We start from the raw sequence: 17875 nt of genomic DNA on the forward strand, positions 1-17875 counted from the left end.
CGGGGTTGTCCAGCTCGCCGGACATGGGGCCGGCTCGGCTCCATCGCCTCGCGTTCACATCCACCACCGACAATCAGGTGCTCAGTTCAGGAACGACGGGTCGGCGACGGTCTTGCCCCACTTGCTGCACGTCTCCTCGATCACCGTCTTCGTGGCGTAGTCGCCCAGACACGCCTGAACGCTGATCTCCGTCGTCGGCGCGAGATTGGGCAGGGTGACGTGAGTGCCGCCCGGGTCGGCGTAGTTGTGGTCCCAGGCGGTCCGCACGGTGGTGCCCTGGTCGTGCCGGATGTAGCGCACCAGCGCGTCGTGACCGTCGTCCTCCTTGTCGAAGACCATCACCTCGTTCATTCCCCACCACCACGACGCGCTTGACGCGCAGAACGTGTAGTCGGGCAGCAGCTTCTTGGAGCAGACGGTGTAGAGGCCGCCCTGCGCCGACACCGGCTCGGCGGAGGCGGTCGGGACGCCGGCCGCACCGATCAGGGCGACGCCGCCCAGGACGGCTGCGTACCGCTTGAGCAAACAGATGTTCATGGTTGTTTCCTTCCCCGTGGGCGGTCCTGCCGGGCACGTAGATCGCCCCAACTCGCAGGCCCGCAAGGCGAGTTGGGCCGTAGCCGCTCTCACCCAGGCAGACAGTACCCGATCATGGATTGTGGATGTAATCGTTCCGGTGCGACCGGTCGGAGCCGTTCCCCAGCGGCCCGGCAGGGGTCCGGGGATTCCGCCGCTCCGACGCGTGCGCCGGGGGCGTGAGCAGGTGGGGGCAGTGACCCGGGTGGTGGTCCGCGCGCCCTCCCGGGCATCGCGGGCCGCGGAAATGATGAGCGGACCGCACGTGATCCAGGCGACCCCGCATACCTGTCCTTCGGCAGGTGGACATGCGGTGGAAGGAACCCACGGTGTTGCTTCTCATCTCTCCCGACGGTGTCGACGAGGCCCTCGACTGTGTGAAGGCGGCGGAGCACCTCGACATCGTCGACGTCAAAAGACCCGCCGAGGGCTCGCTCGGTGCGAACTTCCCCTGGGTCATCAGACAGATCCGCGACGCGGTCCCGGCGGACAAGCCGGTGTCGGCCACGGTGGGAGACGTTCCGTACAAGCCCGGCACGGTGGCCCAGGCGGCGCTCGGCGCGGCGGTCTCCGGGGCCACCTACATCAAGGTCGGCCTCTACGGATGCACGACGCCCGAGCAGGCCGTCGAGGTCATGTGCGGGGTCGTCCGGGCGGTGAAGGACTACCGGGCGGACGCGTTCGTCGTCGCCTCGGGGTACGCCGACGCCCACCGGATCGGCTGCGTCGGCCCGCTCTCGCTGCCCGACATCGCGCGCCGGTCCGGCTGCGACGCGGCCATGCTCGACACCGCGGTCAAGGACGGGACGCGGCTGTTCGACCACGTACCGCCCGACGTCTGCGCCGAGTTCGTCAGGCTGGCCCACGACGCCGGTCTGCTCGCCGCCCTCGCGGGCAGCGTCAAGGTGGGAGACCTCGGGGTGCTGACCCGCATCGGTACGGACATCGTGGGGGTACGCGGGGCGGTCTGCGAGGGAGGTGACCGCGACGCGGGGAGGATCCAGCCGCGTCTGGTGGCCGCCTTCCGGGCGGAGATGGACCGCCATGCCCGGGAGCGGGCGGCTGCCGTCGCCACCGCGAGCTGACCGCCGGCATGCCGACACGTCGGCCCTGCCGCGCGCCGGCGACCCGCCGTGAGCGCTTCGCCGTACTCGATCCGGCGACGGGCGACGCGTTCGACGAGGCCCCCGGCCAGCGGCCGGAGGAGTTGGACGCCGTCGTCGGGCGGGCTCACGAGGCCTGGCTCGGCTGGCGGACGGACTCCCACGCCCGCTCCGAGGCGTTGCTCGCGGCAGCCGACGCCGTGGAGGCGGCCGGGGCCGGCCTCGCTCCGCTGCTCACGCGTGAACAGGGCAAACCCCTGGCCGAGTCGTACGCGGAGGTCGCCCGTACGGCGGCCCGCCTGCGCTACTTCGCCGCGCTGGATCCCGGGATCCAGCAGATCAGGGACGGCCGGCCGGTACGCGGCGAGATCCGCTGGCGACCGCTGGGACCCGTCGCCGCGATCGTTCCGTGGAACTTCCCCCTCCAGCTCGCGTCGGCGAAGTTCGCGCCCGCGCTCGCCGCCGGAAACACGGTGGTGCTCAAACCCTCTCCGTTCACGCCCCTCGCCACCCGGCTGCTGGGGTCCGTCATCTCCGCCGCCCTCCCCGAGGACGTACTGACGATCGTCACCGGTCACGAACCCCTCGGCGCCCGGCTCGTGTCCCACCCGGGGATCCGTCATGTGACCTTCACCGGTTCGATTCCCACCGGACGGGCCGTGGCCCAGGGCGCGGCGGCGTCGCTCGCCCGCGTCACCCTGGAGCTGGGCGGCAACGACGCCGCCGTCCTGCTGGACGACGTGGATGTGGAGCGGATCGCGGACCGGCTGTTCTGGGCGGCGTTCCGCAACTGCGGGCAGGTCTGCATGGCGGTCAAGCGCGTCTACGCCCCCGCCCGGCTCTACACGCGGGTGGTCGAGGCCCTCGCGCACCGCGCCAGGACCGTCGTCGTCGGAGCCGGGCTCGACCCGGACTCGCGGCTGGGGCCGGTCAACAACGCGTCCCAACTGGCCAGGGTCGAACGCCACACGGCGCGGGCGCTGGCGGACGGCGCCCGAGCCGCGGCCGGTGGCCACCGGCTCGACCGGCCGGGCTACTTCTTCGCCCCGACCGTCCTGGCCGATGTCCCGCCCGCCAGCTCCGTGGTGACGGACGAGCAGTTCGGTCCGGTCCTGCCGGTGCTGCCGTACAGAAGCCTGGACGAAGCCGTCGAGGCCGCCAACGGCACCGGCTTCGGACTGGGCGGCTCGGTCTGGGGTACCGACCTCGACCGGGCCGAGGAGGTGGCCGACCGGCTGGAGTGCGGGACGGCGTGGATCAACCACCACGCGGAACTCTCCCTCGCCCAGCCCTTCGCCGGCATCAAGGAGAGCGGTGTCGGCGTCGCGGGCGGGCCGTGGGGACTCTACGGAAACCTCAGGCCGTTCGTCGTGCACCGCCCGGAGGAGACATGACGAGCCGGAGGAGACATGACGACGAGGTTCGGCGCGGCGGTACTGCGCTCGTACGAGGACCCCTTCGCCCTTGAGGAGGTGGTCCTGCACACGGGACCGGCCGACGGCGAGATCCTGGTGCGGATCGCGGGCTGCGGGATGTGCCACACCGATCTCGCGGTCCGCCGTTCGGCCGGCCGCTCGCCGCTGCCGGCCGTGCTCGGCCACGAGGGCGCCGGCGTCGTGGCCGGGACGGGCGGCCCGCACACCGGCCTGGGCGTCGGCGACCATGTCGTGCTGAGCTTCGACTCCTGCGGGCACTGCCGGAGTTGTACGGGCGCGGCGCCCGCCTACTGCGACTCCTTCGCCTCCCTCAACCTCTTCGGAGGGCGTAAGGAGAACGCGGCACGGTTCACCGACGCGGCCGGGGGCAAACTGGCCCCCCGGTGGTTCGGCCAGTCCTCGTTCGCCGCGTACGCGATGGTCCCGGCCCGTAACGCCGTACGGGTCGATCCCGCGCTGCCCATCGAACTGCTCGGACCGCTCGGCTGTGGCTTCCTCACCGGCGCGGGAGCGGTCCTCAACTCCTTCGGCGCCGGCCCCGGAGACACCCTCGCGGTCTTCGGCGCGGGGGCGGTGGGCCTGGCGGCGGTAATGGCGGCGACCGCCGCCGGGGCGGTGACCGTGGCCGTCGACCGGCACCCGGACCGGCTGGCCATCGCCGAGCGGCTGGGCGCGATCCCGCTGCACGCCGCGTCGGCCGGACTGCCCGACCGTATGCGGCGACTGACCGACGGCGGCGCCCGGTACGCGTTGGACACCACGGGCTCCGCCCGGCTGATCAACGACGCGCTCCTGGCCCTGCGCCCGACCGGCCACCTCGGCCTGGTGGCCCGGCTCCGCACCGCGCTGCCGCTCGAACCGGGGGCGCTGGACCGGGGACGGCGGATCTCCCACATCTGCGAGGGGGACGCGGTGCCGGGACTGCTGATTCCGCGGCTGACCGGGCTGTGGCAGGCCGGGCGGTTCCCGTTCGACCAGCTGATCCGTACGTACCCGCTCGCCGACATCAACGAGGCCGAACGCGACTGCGAAGCGGGCCGCGTGGTCAAACCCGTCCTGATCCCGGAGGGGTGGCCCGGAGGGGCGGGGCGATGAGCGCGCCGCCTCCTGTCCGGCATCCGTAGTCCTCGCTCCTCGTGCTCGCTGCTCCTGCTCGCTGCTCCTGCTCGCTGCTCGTGCTCGCTTCTTGTAGGCCCCTGCTCGTACCGACGGAGGACGTATGACCGGCACAGCGCATCTGAACACCGGCGCCGAAGGCGTAGCCGGAGGCGTCGGTCTGACCGCCCTCATGGTCGCCGCGGCACGGGCGATCGAGACCCACCGCCACGACAGCCTGGCGCGGGACGTGTACGCGGAGCACTTCGTGCTCGCCGCACCGGCGTCCGCGGGCTGGCCGGTCCGCCCGCGACAGGTCGAGGACGGGGACGCGAACCCGCTGTGGGGTCGCTTCGCGCGCTACTTCGGTCTGCGGACACGGGTCCTGGACGATTTCCTGCTCCGGTCGGTGCACGAGGGCGGTGCCCGCCAAGTCGTCCTGCTCGGGGCGGGGCTGGATTCGCGGGCCTTCCGGCTCGACTGGCCGACCGGCCGCGTGATCTTCGAGATCGACCAGGAAGAGGTGCTGGCCTTCAAGCACCAGGTGCTCGGCGGGCTGTCGGCCACCCCGAAGGCGGCGCGGGTAACGGTCCCGATCGACTTGCGCGCGGACTGGGCCGGGGCGCTGACCGGCGCCGGCTTCGACCCGGCCGCACCGACCGTCTGGCTGGCGGAGGGACTGCTGTTCTACCTGCCCGGCACCGCCGAGACGTACCTCATCGACACGGTCCACCGGCTGAGCGCGGGGGGCAGCGCCCTGGCGTACGAGGTCAAGCTCGAAAAGAACTTGCTGGACTACCGCGACAGCCCGCTCTACACCGCCACGAAGCACCAGATCGGCATCGACCTGCTCAACCTGTTCGACGGCGAGCCGCGCCCCGACTCGGCGGGTGATCTGGGGAGCAAGGGCTGGTCCACATCGGTCCACACCCCCTTCGACTTCACTCACCGCCACGGATGTGGCCCGCTGCCCGAGCCCAACGACGCGCTGGAAGGCAACCGTTGGGTGTTCGCCGACAAGCCCCGGCGGTGACGCGGAGACGGTTCGTCCTCAAGCGCGGCCCACGAGCCGCGCGACCCGGTCAGGGGCACAAGTATCCGGAGTGCGAACACGCGTGTCCGATTCCCGCTCTTGACGCTGAGTCAAGCGAACGTCGACCATGCAGCACGCATCACGCGCACCACCTTCCGTCAGTCCCCGTACGGAATCCGGAGCCCCCCACCCATGAAGCTCTACTCGCTCTCCACCCCCGCTCGTTCGGTGCTCGTCAGCGCGCTCGCGATCGGCGGGCTGCTCGCGTCCGTCGCTCCCGCCGCGACGGCGGCACCGGCGCCGGCCGCGACCACATCGACGGCGCTCGCCGCGCCCGACATATCCCTCGCCAACGTCAAGGCTCATCTCACCCAGTTCTCCTCGATAGCCGCCGCCAACGGCGGCAACCGCGCCCACGGCCGGCCCGGCTATCTGGCGTCGGTCAACTACGTGAAGGGCAAGCTGGACGCGGCCGGGTTCACCACCTCCGTACAGCAGTTCACCTCCGGCGGGCGCGTCGGCTACAACCTGATAGCCGACTGGCCCGGCGGCGACCCCAACCAGGTCGTGATGGCCGGCGCACACCTCGACTCAGTGACGTCGGGCGCCGGGATCAACGACAACGGGTCCGGTTCCGCCGCCGTGCTGGAGACCGCGCTCGCGGTGTCCCGCGCCGGGCTCCAGCCGACGAAGCATCTGCGGTTCGGCTGGTGGGGCGCGGAGGAGCTGGGGCTGGTCGGCTCCCGCTACTACGCGAACAACCTGCCGTCCACCGAGCGCGCGAAGCTCGACGGTTACCTGAACTTCGACATGATCGGCTCGTCGAACGCCGGCTACTTCGTCTACGACGACGACCCGGCCATCGAGCAGACCTTCAAGACCTACTTCGCCGGGCTCGGCGTCCCGACGGAGATCGAGACCGAGGGCGACGGCCGCTCGGACCACGCCTCCTTCATGAGCATCGGCGTACCGGTCGGCGGGCTGTTCACCGGCGCCGGGCGTACGAAGACGAGTGCCCAGGTCCAGAAGTGGGGCGGTACGGCGGGCCAGGCCTTCGACCGCTGCTACCACTCGTCCTGCGACACGACGGCGAGCATCAACGACACGGCGCTGAACCGCAACAGCGACGCCATCGCCTACGCGATCTGGGCGCTGGGAACCTGACGGGCACCACCCTCACGCACTGATGTCCTTCGCCGTGAAACGCGCCCAGGCCGCCGAGCCGAACACGGCCGCGTACACGCCCTGCAGGCCGAGATTCCGCAGCACGTCGTCCCAGTAGTAGGGCTCGCGGAGCAGATCGGCGAAGGACAGCCAGAGGTGCGGGAAGAGATACGGGTGGATCCCGTGCAACTGCGGGATCGTGTCCAGGATCTGCACCGTGATCACCAGCCCGACCGTCGTCGCCATCGCCGCGATCCCGCTGTTGGTGAGGGTGGAGACGAACAGGCCGAGCGCCGCGAGCCCGATCAGTGAGGCGGCGACCACCAGCGCGATCAGCAGCGCCCTGACCAGCCCTTCGCCGAACGAGATGCGGGTGCCCGAGATCGTCGTGACCTCGCCGAGCGGGAAGAGCAGCGCCCCCACGATCAGCGCCGAGACCGCCACCGCCACGGTCGCGGCCAGGCAGAACACCAGCGTCGCCGCGTACTTGGCCAGCAGCAGCCGGGTCCGGCCCGCCGGTGCGACCAGCAGATAGCGCAGGGTGCCGGCGTTCGCCTCGCCCGCGACCGCGTCACCGGCGACGACGCCGACCGCCATCGGGAGGAAGACCGGCAGCGTCGCGGCGAGCGCGGCGAAGACCAGGAACAGCCCGTTGTTGGTGATCTGCGTGAGGAAGGCGGGGCCGCCCGGACCACCCCCGCCGCCGGCCGAACCGCCGTCGCTCGTCTCGATCTTGATGGCGATCCCGATCAGGACCGGTACGGCGGCCAGCACACCCAGCAGCGCGAGGGTGCGCCAGCGCCGGAAGGTGGTGGTCAGCTCGGAGCGGAAGAGCCCGAACGTCCAGAGGGGTGACACCCGGCGGGGGGCGGCGCCCGTACCCGTGCCCGTATCCGTACGCGTTTCCGCCGTCTCAACCCGCGACATCGAATCCCTCCCCCGTCAGCGCCACGAACGCGTCCTCCAGCGACGCCCGTTCGACCCCGAACGCCCGCACGCGCACCCCCGCCCGTACGAGCCCGGAGTTCAGCTCCGCCGGCTCGACCGGCTCCCCCTCGCCGGACACCGGCAGCTCCCCCGTCACCCGGTCCCCGGCCACCGTCACATCGGTGACTCCCAGCTCCCTCAGCACCCGCGCCGCGTCCCCCGGATCGGGCGTCGTGACCGCCAGCCGCCCACGGGTGCCCGCCGCCAGCTCGGCGACCGTGCCCTGGGTCAGCAGCCGGCCGCGCGCCATCACGGCGGCGTGCGTGCACACCTGCTCGATCTCGTCCAGCAGATGCGAGGAGAGGAAGACCGTCGTGCCCTCCCCCGCCAACTCCCGTACGAGCGCCCTGATCTCCCGCATGCCCTGCGGGTCGAGGCCGTTCGTCGGCTCGTCGAGCACCAGCAGCCGGCGCGGCTGGAGCAGCGCGGCGGCGAGCGCGAGCCGCTGCTTCATACCGAGCGAGTACGCCTTGGTCTTCTTGCCGCCCGCCGCCGTGAGCCCGACCCGCTCCAGCGCCTCGGCCACGCGGGCGCGCCGGGTGCGTGGATCGGCCGTGGGGTCGGCGGAGTCGTAGCGCAGGAGATTGTCGCGGCCGTTCAAGTACCCGTACAGCGCCGGGCCTTCGATCAGCGCGCCCACCTGCGGCAGTACGGCCCTGGCTGCGCGCGGCATGGCGCGGCCGAGGACCGAAGCGGTGCCTGCGGTCGGTTCCATCAGGCCCATCAGCATGCGGATGGTGGTGGTCTTGCCGGAGCCGTTGGGTCCGAGGAAGCCGAAGACGCTGCCGGCGGGTACGGCGAGGTCGAGACGGTCGACGGCGAGCTGCCCGCCCCGGTAGCGCTTGCTGAGCCCGCGTGTCTCTATGACGACGGTCATCCCGCGCCCTTCCCTTCTCCCGGCCCGTATCCCCGTATCCCCCTGCGGACGGCGGGCAGCGGACAGCCGATGGCGGATGGCGGACAGCGGTCCGCCCCGCCGTACGGAGCGTACGACGGGGCGGGTCGTCCATGCGTGGTGCTTCGCGCTACTTGGCCTCGTTGGCCGCCTTCACCAGCGCGTCCTTGGTGACCGCGCCGACGTAGACCTTGCCGTCGTCCGTCATCAGGGCGTTCACCAGGCGGGTCTCGAAGACCGTGCCCGAACCGAACTTCCCGTCGACCTTGTCGCCCAGCGCGTCCATGAACGACTGCGCCTGGGCCGGCATGTCCTTCGACGCGCCGGCGGCCGGGCTCTTGGCGCCCGTGTCCAGCTGGACCACCGCGGTCCAGCCCTCACCGATGACGTTCGGCTCCACCCCGTGATCCTTGGCGCCCTCGGGCGCCTGGTGGATCCCTTCCTTGCCCGCCGCCTTCGACTTGTCCGCCTCGGTCACCTTCGCGCCCTTGGGCGGCGAGAAGTCGAAGGTGGACGCGGCCGGCTTCGAGAAGTCGACCTTGGTGAAGCCGACGTCGATCGCCGCCTTGCCACCGCCGCTCGGCAGGAGCGTGAACTTCAGCGGCGTACCGGTCCTGGAGTCGACCGCCACCTTGATGGAACCGATCGTCGAGCCGTCCTGCTTGGGCTTGATCAGCAACTGGTAGGCGTCCCGGCCCGCGATCCGCGCCGTGCCGTCCACGGTCACCGAGGTGGTGTCACCCGCGGCCTTCAGTGCCTGCTCGGCGAAGTCCTGGGGCGTGGCGGGCGCGGCGGGCAGCTCGTTCGGAGCGGCCTGGTCCTTGCCCTTGCCGCCCTCGCCCTTCGCCGCGTCGGTCGGCGCCTTCGCGTGGTACGCCTCGTTCGAGGCGCTGTCGTACGCCCACACCTCACCCGCGTTGTGGATCAGGCTGTACTCGGCGGCGCTGTCGAGGATCGACACCCGCTGCTTGCCGGGCCCGTCCGCGGCGACCCGCAGGGTGTGCTCACCGGAGGCCAGCTCCATCAGCCGGCCGGTCGGCTCCGCGGCCGAACCGCCGCCCTCGCCACCCCCGGCCCCCTTCGGCGCGAGCGCCCCGGCGGCGGAACCGCCGAGGCCGCCGAGCGACGGGATGCCGAGGTCCGTCCTGATCTTGACCGTGCCGGACAACTGCTCGGTGTCGGACGCCGCGATCTTCTCGATCAGTTGCCGCGCGCTGATCTTCGGCAGGTCCGGATCGCCCGACGCGGCCAGCGCGGGGACGAGTCCGATGGTCGCCGCGGCCACACCGGCCACCGCGACCGGGACCACATAGCGCGCCGCTCTGCGACGGCCCGCCGGAACGTCCCTGGCCTCGCCCGTCTCGCCCGTCTCGCCGGTGGTCTGTGCGCTGTCGTTCGGTGCCATGTGTGCCCTACCTCCGTGGTCGGCGGCTTCCGTCCTCTTCTGCACGCGTCCACCCCTTGCCGCCATTCTCACCCGTATTGGTCTGGAGTGGTGTTGTCCATAAGACCAAATCGGCTAATCGGAAGCGTCAGCCCGCGGGATCAACCTCGCGTACTGCTTCGGGATGACAATCGGCGGCCGCGACCTCACCCATCCAGTAGGGGACGGGGGGTTTCACGTCGTCAGGCGCCGACCGGCGGACCGGGGACCGGGGGGACCGGGGCGGGCCAACGGGCGTACTCAGCCCGCCCGGTGGACCACCACGTCGCACAGCTCAAGCAGCGCGGACTTCGCGTAGCCCGCGGGCAGCGGAGCGAGCGCCGAGCGCGCCTCCTCGGCATAGCGCACGGTGTCCCGCCGCGCCTGCTCCAGCGCCGGGTGGGCGCGCAGCCTGCGCAGCGCCTCCGCGTGCCGGGTGTCGTCGGTCAGGTCGCCGTCCAGCAGTTCGACCAGCTCGACGTCCTCCGGGTGGCCGTGCGCCTGCGCCCTGGCGCGCAGCAGCAGCACCGGCAGCGTGGGGATGCCCTCGCGCAGGTCGGTGCCGGGGGTCTTGCCGGACTCGTGGGAGTCGCTGGCGATGTCCAGGACGTCGTCGGCGAGCTGGAAGGCGACGCCGAGCCGTTCGCCGTACTGCGTGAGGATGTCGGTGACCGTCTCGTCCGCGCCGGACGTCAGCGCGCCGAAGCGGCCCGACACGGCGAACAGCGCGCCGGTCTTGCCGGCGAGCACGTCGAGGTAGTGGCTGACGGGGTCGCGCCCGTCGCGTGGTCCGGCCGTCTCCAGGATCTGGCCCGTCACCAGCCGCTCGAACGCCTCGGCCTGGATCCGTACGGCCTCCGGGCCGAGGTCGGCCAGGATGTGCGAGGCGCGTGCGAAGAGGAAGTCGCCGGTGAGGACCGCGACGGAGTTGCCCCAGCGGTTGTTGGCGCTGTCCACACCCCGGCGTACGTCCGCCTCGTCCATCACGTCGTCGTGGTAGAGCGTCGCCAGGTGGGTCAGCTCGACGACCACGGCCGCCGGAACGATCCCGGGGGCGTACGCGTCACCGAACTGGGCCGCCAGCATCACGACCAGCGGCCGGAACCGCTTGCCGCCGGCGCGCACCAGGTGCTGCGCCGCCTCCGTGATGAAAGGGACCTCACTCTTGGTGGCTTCGAGGAGACCCGCCTCCACGGCCGACAATCCGGCCAGGACATCGGCTTCTACAGCCGGGTCCCGCACGCTCAGCCCGAACGGCCCGACGACGGTCACGAGGGGTACTCCTGTCTGCTGACGATCACATGGATTGTCGATCTGTCGCTGCTGTCATTCAAGTCAGCGTATCCGGTCGGGTTTCGATCACCATGGGCGCCTTCCCGGCTCCGCCCGTATGTTCGTGATCAGTAAATACGACCTGAACTGACCCTCTTTGTCCGACCCCCCTGCCCGTTCGGGCTACCGCCGGTAAGGCCCTCCCAACACCCCGCCCCACTCAGGCCCTTTCGGTCATTGCACGCTTTTTATCACTGCCGTCACCGGGCAACACCGACGTAACGTGTCCCGCATCGATCCGGAAAGCGAGGCAGCACCGATGCCCGAGCAGAGCCCGCTCGAACTGGCCGAGGGCGATCCCTTCGGTCCGCACAACCTTCCGTACGGCGTCTTCACCACGGCCGACGAGCCCGAGCGCCGCCGGCTCGGGGTCCGCGTCGGCGGCCATGTGCTCGACGCCGGAGCCGCCGCGCACGCGCTGGGCTCCCCGTACGCCGCGCTGCTGGACCGGCCCAGCCTCAACCCGCTGATGGCCGCCGGGCGCACGACCTGGCGCGATGTGCGCCGGGCGCTCACCGCCTGGGTCACGGTCCCCGCCCACCGGCCGGACATAGAGCCACTGCTGCACCCGCTCGGCTCGGTCACGCTGCACCTGCCGTACGAGGTCGGCGACTGGGCGGACTTCTACGCCAGCGAGCACCACGCCACCAATCTGGGCCGGATCTTCCGGCCGGACGGCGAGCCGCTGACACCGAACTGGAAGCATCTGCCGATCGGTTACCACGGCCGCGCGGGCACGGTCGTCGTCTCCGGGACGGACATCGTGCGCCCGTCCGGGCAGCGCAAGGCTCCCGCCGACCCCGTTCCGGTCTTCGGGCCCTCGGTCAAGCTCGACATCGAGACGGAGGTCGGCTTCGTCGTCGGAGCCCCGTCGCCGATGGGCACGGCGGTGGAGCTGGCGGCCTTCGACGACCACGTCTTCGGGCTCTCGCTGCTCAACGACTGGTCGGCGCGCGACATCCAGGGCTGGGAGAACGTGCCGCTGGGGCCGTTCCTCGGCAAGTCCTTCGCCACGTCCGTCTCCGCCTGGGTGACGCCTCTGGAGGCGCTGGAGGCGGCGCGGGTGGCTCCCCCGCCCCGTACGCACCAGCTGCTGCCGTATCTGGACGACGCGGACGAGGAGGTGCCCGGCGGCTTCGACCTGCGGATCACGGTCACGCTCAACGGCCGTGTGCTCTCCGAGCCGCCCTTCGCGGGCATGTACTGGACGGCGGCGCAGCAGCTGGCCCATATGACGGTGAACGGCGCCTCGCTGCGTACGGGCGATCTGTACGGCTCCGGCACGGTCAGCGGCCCCGAGCGGGACCAGCTCGGCTCGCTCATCGAGCTGACCTGGAACGGCACCGAGCCGCTCGAACTGCCCGACGGCAAGCGGACGTTCCTGGAGGACGGCGACGAGATCACCCTCACCGCCTGGGCCCCGGGACCGGACGGCACCCGCGTCGGCCTCGGCGAGGTGACCGGCCGGATCGTCGCGGGGTGAGCGGCCGGTAGCCGGTTCGTCCTCAAGCGCCGGACGGGCTTGGAAGCCCGTCCGGCGCTTGAGGACACGGCACAGCAGCCCGTCGGCGCTTGAGGGCAAGCGCGGCCCACGAGCCGCGCGACGCGGACGACGCGGCGGGGCCGCCACCGGTCCCGGTGGCGGCCCCGCCGCGTGTACACCCCTGTACGGACGTACGGGCTACCGCACGAAGACGCCCGCCTGGCTCGCCAGGTCCAGGAAGTACTGCGGCGCGACGCCCAGCACCACCGTGACGGCGACGCCCACCGCGATCGTGGTCATCGTCAGCGGCGAGGGCACGGCGACCGTGGGGCCGTCCGCCTTCGGCTCGCTGAAGAACATCAGCACGATCACCCGGATGTAGAAGAACGCGGCGATCGCCGACGAGATCACACCGACCACGACCAGCGCCCCGGCGCCGCCGTCCGCCGCCGCCTTGAAGACGGCGAACTTGCCGGAGAAACCCGAGGTCAGCGGGATGCCGGCGAAGGCCAGCAGGAAGACCGCGAAGACCGCGGCCACCAGCGGCGAACGCCGTCCGAGCCCCGCCCACTTGGACAGGTGCGTCGCCTCGCCGCCCGCGTCGCGCACCAGCGTGACGACGGCGAAGGCGCCGACCGTGACGAACGAGTACGCCGCCAGGTAGAACAGGACGGAGGAGATCCCCTCGTCCGTCATCGCGATGACACCGGCCAGGATGAAGCCCGCGTGCGCGATCGACGAGTACGCCAGGAGGCGCTTGATGTCGGTCTGGGTGATGGCGACGATCGCACCGAACAGCATGGTGAGGATCACGACGCCGAACATCACCGGCCGCAGGTCCCAGCGCAGGCCGGGCAGGACCACGTAGAGCAGCCGCAGCAGCGCGCCGAACGCCGCGACCTTCGTCGCGGCGGCCATGAAGCCGGTGACCGGGGTGGGCGCGCCCTGGTAGACGTCCGGGGTCCACATGTGGAACGGGACCGCGCCGACCTTGAAGAGCAGGCCCATCAGGATCATCGCGCCGCCGATGAGCAGCAGCGCGTCGTTGCCCATGGTGTCCGCGAGGACCGGGTCGACGGTGCCGACCGTGCCGTCCACGACGGCGGCGATGCGCGCGTACGACACGGAGCCCGCGTAGCCGTACAGCAGCGCGACACCGAAGAGCAGGAACGCCGACGAGAAGGCGCCGAGCAGGAAGTACTTCACCGCGGCCTCCTGCGACATCAGCCGCTTGCGGCGGGCCAGCGCGCACAGGAGGTAGAGCGGGAGGGAGAAGACCTCCAGCGCGATGAAGAGCGTCAGCAGGTCGTTGGCCGCCGGGAAGACCAGCATCCCGGCCACCGCGAACAGCATGATCGGGAAGACCTCGGTGGTGGCGAACCCGGCCTTGACGGCCGCCTTCTCGCCCTCGCTGCCGGGCACCGAGGCGCCCTGGGCGGCGAACGAGTCGACGCGGGTGCCGTGGCTCTCCGGGTCGAGCCTGCGCTCGGCGAAGGTGAACACGGCGACGATCGCCGTCAGCAGGATGACGCCCTGGAGGAACAGCGCGGGGCCGTCGACGGCGATCGCGCCCATGGCGGCGAGGTGCGCCTTGGTGCTGCCGTATCCGCCCGCCGCGAGGGCGACCACCGCGGCGAACGCGGCGGCCAGGGCGACGACCGAGAGGAAGAGCTGCGCGTAGTAGCGCCCCTTCCTCGGGACGAACGCCTCCAGCAGGATGCCCAGGACGGCGGCGCCCAGCACGATCAGCACGGGGGCCAGTTGCGCGTATTCGATCTTGGGGGCCTGGATCTTGTCGATCCCCTGGGCCGCCGTCGTTGTCCACAGGCTGTGGACAGCTGTCGCACTCACGGGGCTGCCTCCACCTCGGGCTTGGGATCGGTCTTCTGTACGTCACTCATGGTGTGCTCCACCGCCGGATTCACGATGTCGGTCAGCGGCTTCGGGTAGACGCCCAGGAAGAGAAGCAGCGCGATCAGCGGCGTGACGACCGCCAGCTCCCGGAACTTCAGGTCCGGCATGCTCCGGACCGACTCGTTCACCGGACCCGTCATCGTGCGCTGGTAGAGCACCAGCACGTACAGCGCGGCGAGCACGATGCCGACCGTCGCGATGATGCCGATCACCGGATACCGGCTGAACGTGCCGACCAGGACCAGGAATTCACTCACGAACGGGGCGAGCCCCGGCAGCGAGAGCGTCGCCAGACCACCGATCAGGAACGTGCCGGCCAGGACCGGCGCGACCTTCTGCACCCCGCCGTAGTCCGAGATGAGCCGCGAACCGCGCCGCGAGATCAGGAAGCCCGCGACCAGCAGCAGCGCCGCCGTCGAGATGCCGTGGTTGATCATGTACAGCGTCGCGCCCGACTGGCCCTGGCTGGTCATCGCGAAGATGCCCATGATGATGAAGCCGAAGTGCGAGATCGACGCGTAGGCGATGAGCCGCTTGATGTCGCGCTGGCCGACCGCGAGCAGCGCCCCGTAGATGATGCTGATCAGCGCCAGCACCAGCACCACGGGGGTGGCCCACTTGGAGGCCTCCGGGAAGAGCTGGAGGCAGAAGCGCAGCATCGCGAACGTGCCGACCTTGTCGACCACCGCGGTGATCAGGACGGCGACGGGCGCGGTGGCCTCGCCCATGGCGTTGGGCAGCCAGGTGTGCACCGGCCACAGCGGCGCCTTGATGGCGAAGGCGACGAAGAAGCCCAGGAAGAGCCACCTCTCCATGCCCGTCGACATGTCCAGCGTGCCGTTGGCACGGGCCTCGGCGATCTCGACCAGCGAGAAGGTCCCCGCCTGTACGAACAGACCGATGACGGCGGCCAGCATGATCAGGCCGCCGGCCAGGTTGTAGAGGAGGAACTTCACGGCCGCGTACGACCGCTGGGTGGCTCCGGCCTCGTCGCCGCCCGCGTGGGCCCGGTCCCCGAAGCCGCCGATGAGGAAGTACACCGGGATGAGCATGGCTTCGAACAGGATGTAGAAGAGGAAGACGTCGGTGGCCTCGAAGGAGAGGATCACCATCGCCTCGACCATCAGGATCAGGGCGAAGAAGCCCTGCGTCGGCCGCCAGCGCGAGCTCTTGCCCGCGGCGGAGCCGCTGTCGGACACAGCGACGGGGTCGGCGTCGTGCCAGCCCGCGAGGATGACGAAGGGGATCAGCAGGGCGGTGAGCGCCATGAGCGCCACGCCGATGCCGTCCACGCCCAGTTCGTACCTGACTCCGAAGTCGGAGATCCAGGCGTGCGACTCGGTGAGCTGGTAGCGGTCGCCACCGGGCTCGAAGCGCACCAGCGCGATCGCCGCCAGCACGAGCGTGCCGAGCGAGAAGGCCAGCGCGATCCACTTGGCCGCCGTACGCCGGGCGGCCGGGACGGCCGCCGTGACGATCGCGCCGATCGCCGGAAGGGCCGCCGTCGCCGTCAGAAGGGGGAACGACATCTGATTACACCGCCCTCATCAGCAGGGTCGCGGCGATGAGCACTGCCGTACCTCCGAACATCGAGACCGCGTAGGAGCGGGCGTAGCCGTTCTGCAGCTTGCGCAGCCGGCCGGAGAGCCCGCCGAACGACGCCGCGGTGCCGTTGACGACACCGTCGACCAGGGTGTGGTCGACGTACACGAGAGAGCGGGTGAGGTGCTCGCCGCCCCGGACCAGGACCACATGGTTGAAGTCGTCCTGGAGAAGATCGCGGCGGGCGGCGCGGGTGACCAGCGAGCCGCGCGGCGCGGTGACCGGCACCGGCTTGCGGCCGTACTGGAGATACGCGACACCGACACCGATGAGCAGCACCACGACCGTGAGGGTGGTGACGGCCGCCGCGCTGATCGGCGGGTGACCGTGCTCGAACTCGGTGACCGGCTCCAGCCACTTCACGAACGACTCGTTGACCGAGAAGAGACCGCCCGCGAAGACCGAGCCGAAGGCGAGGACGATCATCGGGATCGTCATCGACTTGGGCGACTCGTGCGGATGCGGCTCGTTGCCGTCCGCGTCCGGCTGCCAGCGCTTCTCGCCGAAGAACGTCATCAGCATCACGCGCGTCATGTAGTACGCCGTGAGGGCGGCGCCCAGCAGGGTGACGGCGCCGAGGATCCAGCCCTCGGTGCCTCCCTTGGCGAACGCCGCCTCGATGATCTTGTCCTTCGACCAGAAGCCGGAGAGACCCGGGAAGCCGATGATCGCGAGATAGCCGAGACCGAAGGTGACGAAGGTGACCGGCATGTACTTGCGCAGGCCGCCGTACTTCCGCATGTCCACTTCGTCGTTCATGCCGTGCATGACCGAGCCGGCGCCGAGGAACAGCCCCGCCTTGAAGAAGCCGTGCGTCACCAGGTGCATGATCGCGAAGACGTAGCCGATCGGGCCGAGGCCCGCGGCCAGGATCATGTAGCCGATCTGGGACATCGTCGAGCCCGCGAGGGCCTTCTTGATGTCGTCCTTCGCGCAACCGACGATCGCACCGAACAGGAGCGTGACCGCTCCGACGATCACGACCACCAGTTGGGCGTCCGGCGAGGCGTTGAAGATCGCGCCGGACCGGGTGATCAGATACACGCCCGCCGTCACCATCGTCGCCGCGTGGATCAGGGCCGAGACCGGGGTCGGGCCCTCCATCGCGTCGCCGAGCCAGGACTGGAGCGGCACCTGCGCCGACTTGCCGCAGGCGGCCAGCAGCAGCATCAGGCCGATGCCCGTGACCGTGCCGCTGCTCGCCTCACCGGTGGACTCCAGGACGGGCCCGAAGGCGAACGTGCCGAAGGTGGTGAACATCAGCATGATCGCGATCGACAGACCCATGTCGCCGACGCGGTTGACCAGGAACGCCTTCTTGGCCGCCGTCGCCGCGCTGGGCTTGTGCTGCCAGAAACCGATGAGCAGGTACGACGCGAGGCCGACACCCTCCCAGCCGAAGTACAGCAGGAGGTAGTTGTCCGCGAGGACCAGCAGCAGCATCGCGGCGAGGAACAGGTTCAGATAGCCGAAGAAGCGGCGGCGCCGCTCGTCGTGCTCCATGTACCCGATGGAGTAGATGTGGATCAGGGTGCCGACGCCGGTGATCAGCAGGACGAACGTCATCGACAGCTGGTCGAGCTGGAAGGCGATGTCCGCCTGGAAGCTCTCGACGGGCACCCAGCTGAACAGGTGCTGGTGCAGGGCGCGTTCCTCGCCGCCCTTGCCCAGCATGTCCGCGAACAGCACGACGCCGATCACGAAGGAGGCAGCCGCCAGCAGCGTGCCGAGGATATGGCCCACCCGGTCGAGACGCCGCCCGCCGCACAGCAGAAGACCTGCTCCGAGCAGGGGCGCCGCGATGAGCAGCGCAATCAGATTCTCCACGATTC

At 70.7% G+C, this 17875-nt stretch carries 13 protein-coding genes and 1 pseudogene; 6 read left to right on the forward strand and 8 right to left on the reverse strand.

Annotation, left to right across the window (positions count from 1 at the left end; all coding sequences use genetic code 11):
• Nucleotides 1–81: 81 nt before the first annotated feature.
• Nucleotides 82–537 (reverse strand): hypothetical protein, encoded by a 456-nt coding sequence (locus OG700_RS15300; RefSeq protein WP_405613803.1) that lies wholly within the window; start codon nt 535–537, stop codon nt 82–84.
• A 368-nt stretch (nt 538–905) separates the two neighbouring features.
• On the opposite strand from OG700_RS15300, the gene OG700_RS15305 reads away from it, so the two are divergent.
• The 5 genes and pseudogenes from OG700_RS15305 to OG700_RS15325 all read left to right on the forward strand — a co-directional run.
• Complete coding sequence (locus tag OG700_RS15305) at nt 906–1661, forward strand: (5-formylfuran-3-yl)methyl phosphate synthase (protein WP_405613805.1); 756 nt, start codon at nt 906–908, stop codon at nt 1659–1661.
• Between the two features lie 8 nt (nt 1662–1669).
• Nucleotides 1670–3073, forward strand: a complete 1404-nt coding sequence (locus tag OG700_RS15310; protein ID WP_405613807.1) for an aldehyde dehydrogenase family protein — start codon at nt 1670–1672, stop codon at nt 3071–3073.
• Between the two features lie 15 nt (nt 3074–3088).
• A complete protein-coding gene (locus OG700_RS15315; RefSeq protein ID WP_405613809.1) occupies nt 3089–4210 on the forward strand; it encodes an NAD(P)-dependent alcohol dehydrogenase in 1122 nt (373 codons plus the stop codon).
• A gap of 124 nt (nt 4211–4334) precedes the next feature.
• Nucleotides 4335–5243 (forward strand): class I SAM-dependent methyltransferase, encoded by a 909-nt coding sequence (locus OG700_RS15320; protein ID WP_405613811.1) that lies wholly within the window; start codon nt 4335–4337, stop codon nt 5241–5243.
• A gap of 192 nt (nt 5244–5435) precedes the next feature.
• Nucleotides 5436–6398: pseudogene (locus OG700_RS15325) on the forward strand (M28 family metallopeptidase); the annotation flags it as partial.
• A 21-nt stretch (nt 6399–6419) separates the two neighbouring features.
• On the opposite strand, the gene OG700_RS15330 reads toward OG700_RS15325, so the two are convergent.
• The 4 genes from OG700_RS15330 to OG700_RS15345 form a co-directional block, all read right to left on the reverse strand.
• On the reverse strand, nt 6420–7334 hold the full coding sequence (locus OG700_RS15330; RefSeq protein WP_405613813.1) for an ABC transporter permease: 915 nt from the start codon (nt 7332–7334) through the stop codon (nt 6420–6422).
• The gene (locus tag OG700_RS15335) at nt 7321–8271 is read right to left on the reverse strand and encodes an ATP-binding cassette domain-containing protein (protein WP_405613815.1); all 951 of its coding nucleotides are present in this window, start codon (nt 8269–8271) and stop codon (nt 7321–7323) included. Before OG700_RS15335 ends, OG700_RS15330 begins: the two co-directional genes overlap by 14 nt.
• A 148-nt stretch (nt 8272–8419) precedes the next feature.
• Complete coding sequence (locus OG700_RS15340) at nt 8420–9694, reverse strand: LolA family protein (protein WP_405613817.1); 1275 nt, start codon at nt 9692–9694, stop codon at nt 8420–8422.
• Nucleotides 9695–9973: 279 nt separating this feature from the next.
• On the reverse strand, nt 9974–10984 hold the full coding sequence (locus tag OG700_RS15345) for a polyprenyl synthetase family protein (RefSeq protein WP_405613819.1): 1011 nt from the start codon (nt 10982–10984) through the stop codon (nt 9974–9976).
• A gap of 319 nt (nt 10985–11303) precedes the next feature.
• Here OG700_RS15345 and fahA point away from each other — a divergent pair, with 319 nt between their 5' ends.
• Complete coding sequence (gene fahA, locus OG700_RS15350; RefSeq protein ID WP_405613821.1) at nt 11304–12527, forward strand: fumarylacetoacetase; 1224 nt, start codon at nt 11304–11306, stop codon at nt 12525–12527.
• 198 nt (nt 12528–12725) lie between these two features.
• Here the strand turns inward: fahA and nuoN are convergent, their stop codons facing one another.
• The 3 genes from nuoN to nuoL are packed head-to-tail and all read right to left on the reverse strand — an operon-like array spanning nt 12726 to nt 17870.
• Nucleotides 12726–14378, reverse strand: coding sequence for an NADH-quinone oxidoreductase subunit NuoN (gene nuoN, locus OG700_RS15355; RefSeq protein WP_405613823.1), 1653 nt, complete (start codon nt 14376–14378; stop codon nt 12726–12728).
• The gene (locus tag OG700_RS15360) at nt 14375–15970 is read right to left on the reverse strand and encodes an NADH-quinone oxidoreductase subunit M (protein WP_405613825.1); all 1596 of its coding nucleotides are present in this window, start codon (nt 15968–15970) and stop codon (nt 14375–14377) included. The genes nuoN and OG700_RS15360 overlap by 4 nt, the downstream gene beginning before the upstream one ends.
• A gap of 4 nt (nt 15971–15974) precedes the next feature.
• The gene (nuoL, locus tag OG700_RS15365) at nt 15975–17870 is read right to left on the reverse strand and encodes an NADH-quinone oxidoreductase subunit L (RefSeq protein WP_405613827.1); all 1896 of its coding nucleotides are present in this window, start codon (nt 17868–17870) and stop codon (nt 15975–15977) included.
• Nucleotides 17871–17875 lie beyond the last annotated feature (5 nt).

Source organism: Streptomyces sp. NBC_01508 (assembly GCF_045040315.1).
GTDB lineage: Bacteria > Actinomycetota > Actinomycetes > Streptomycetales > Streptomycetaceae > Streptomyces.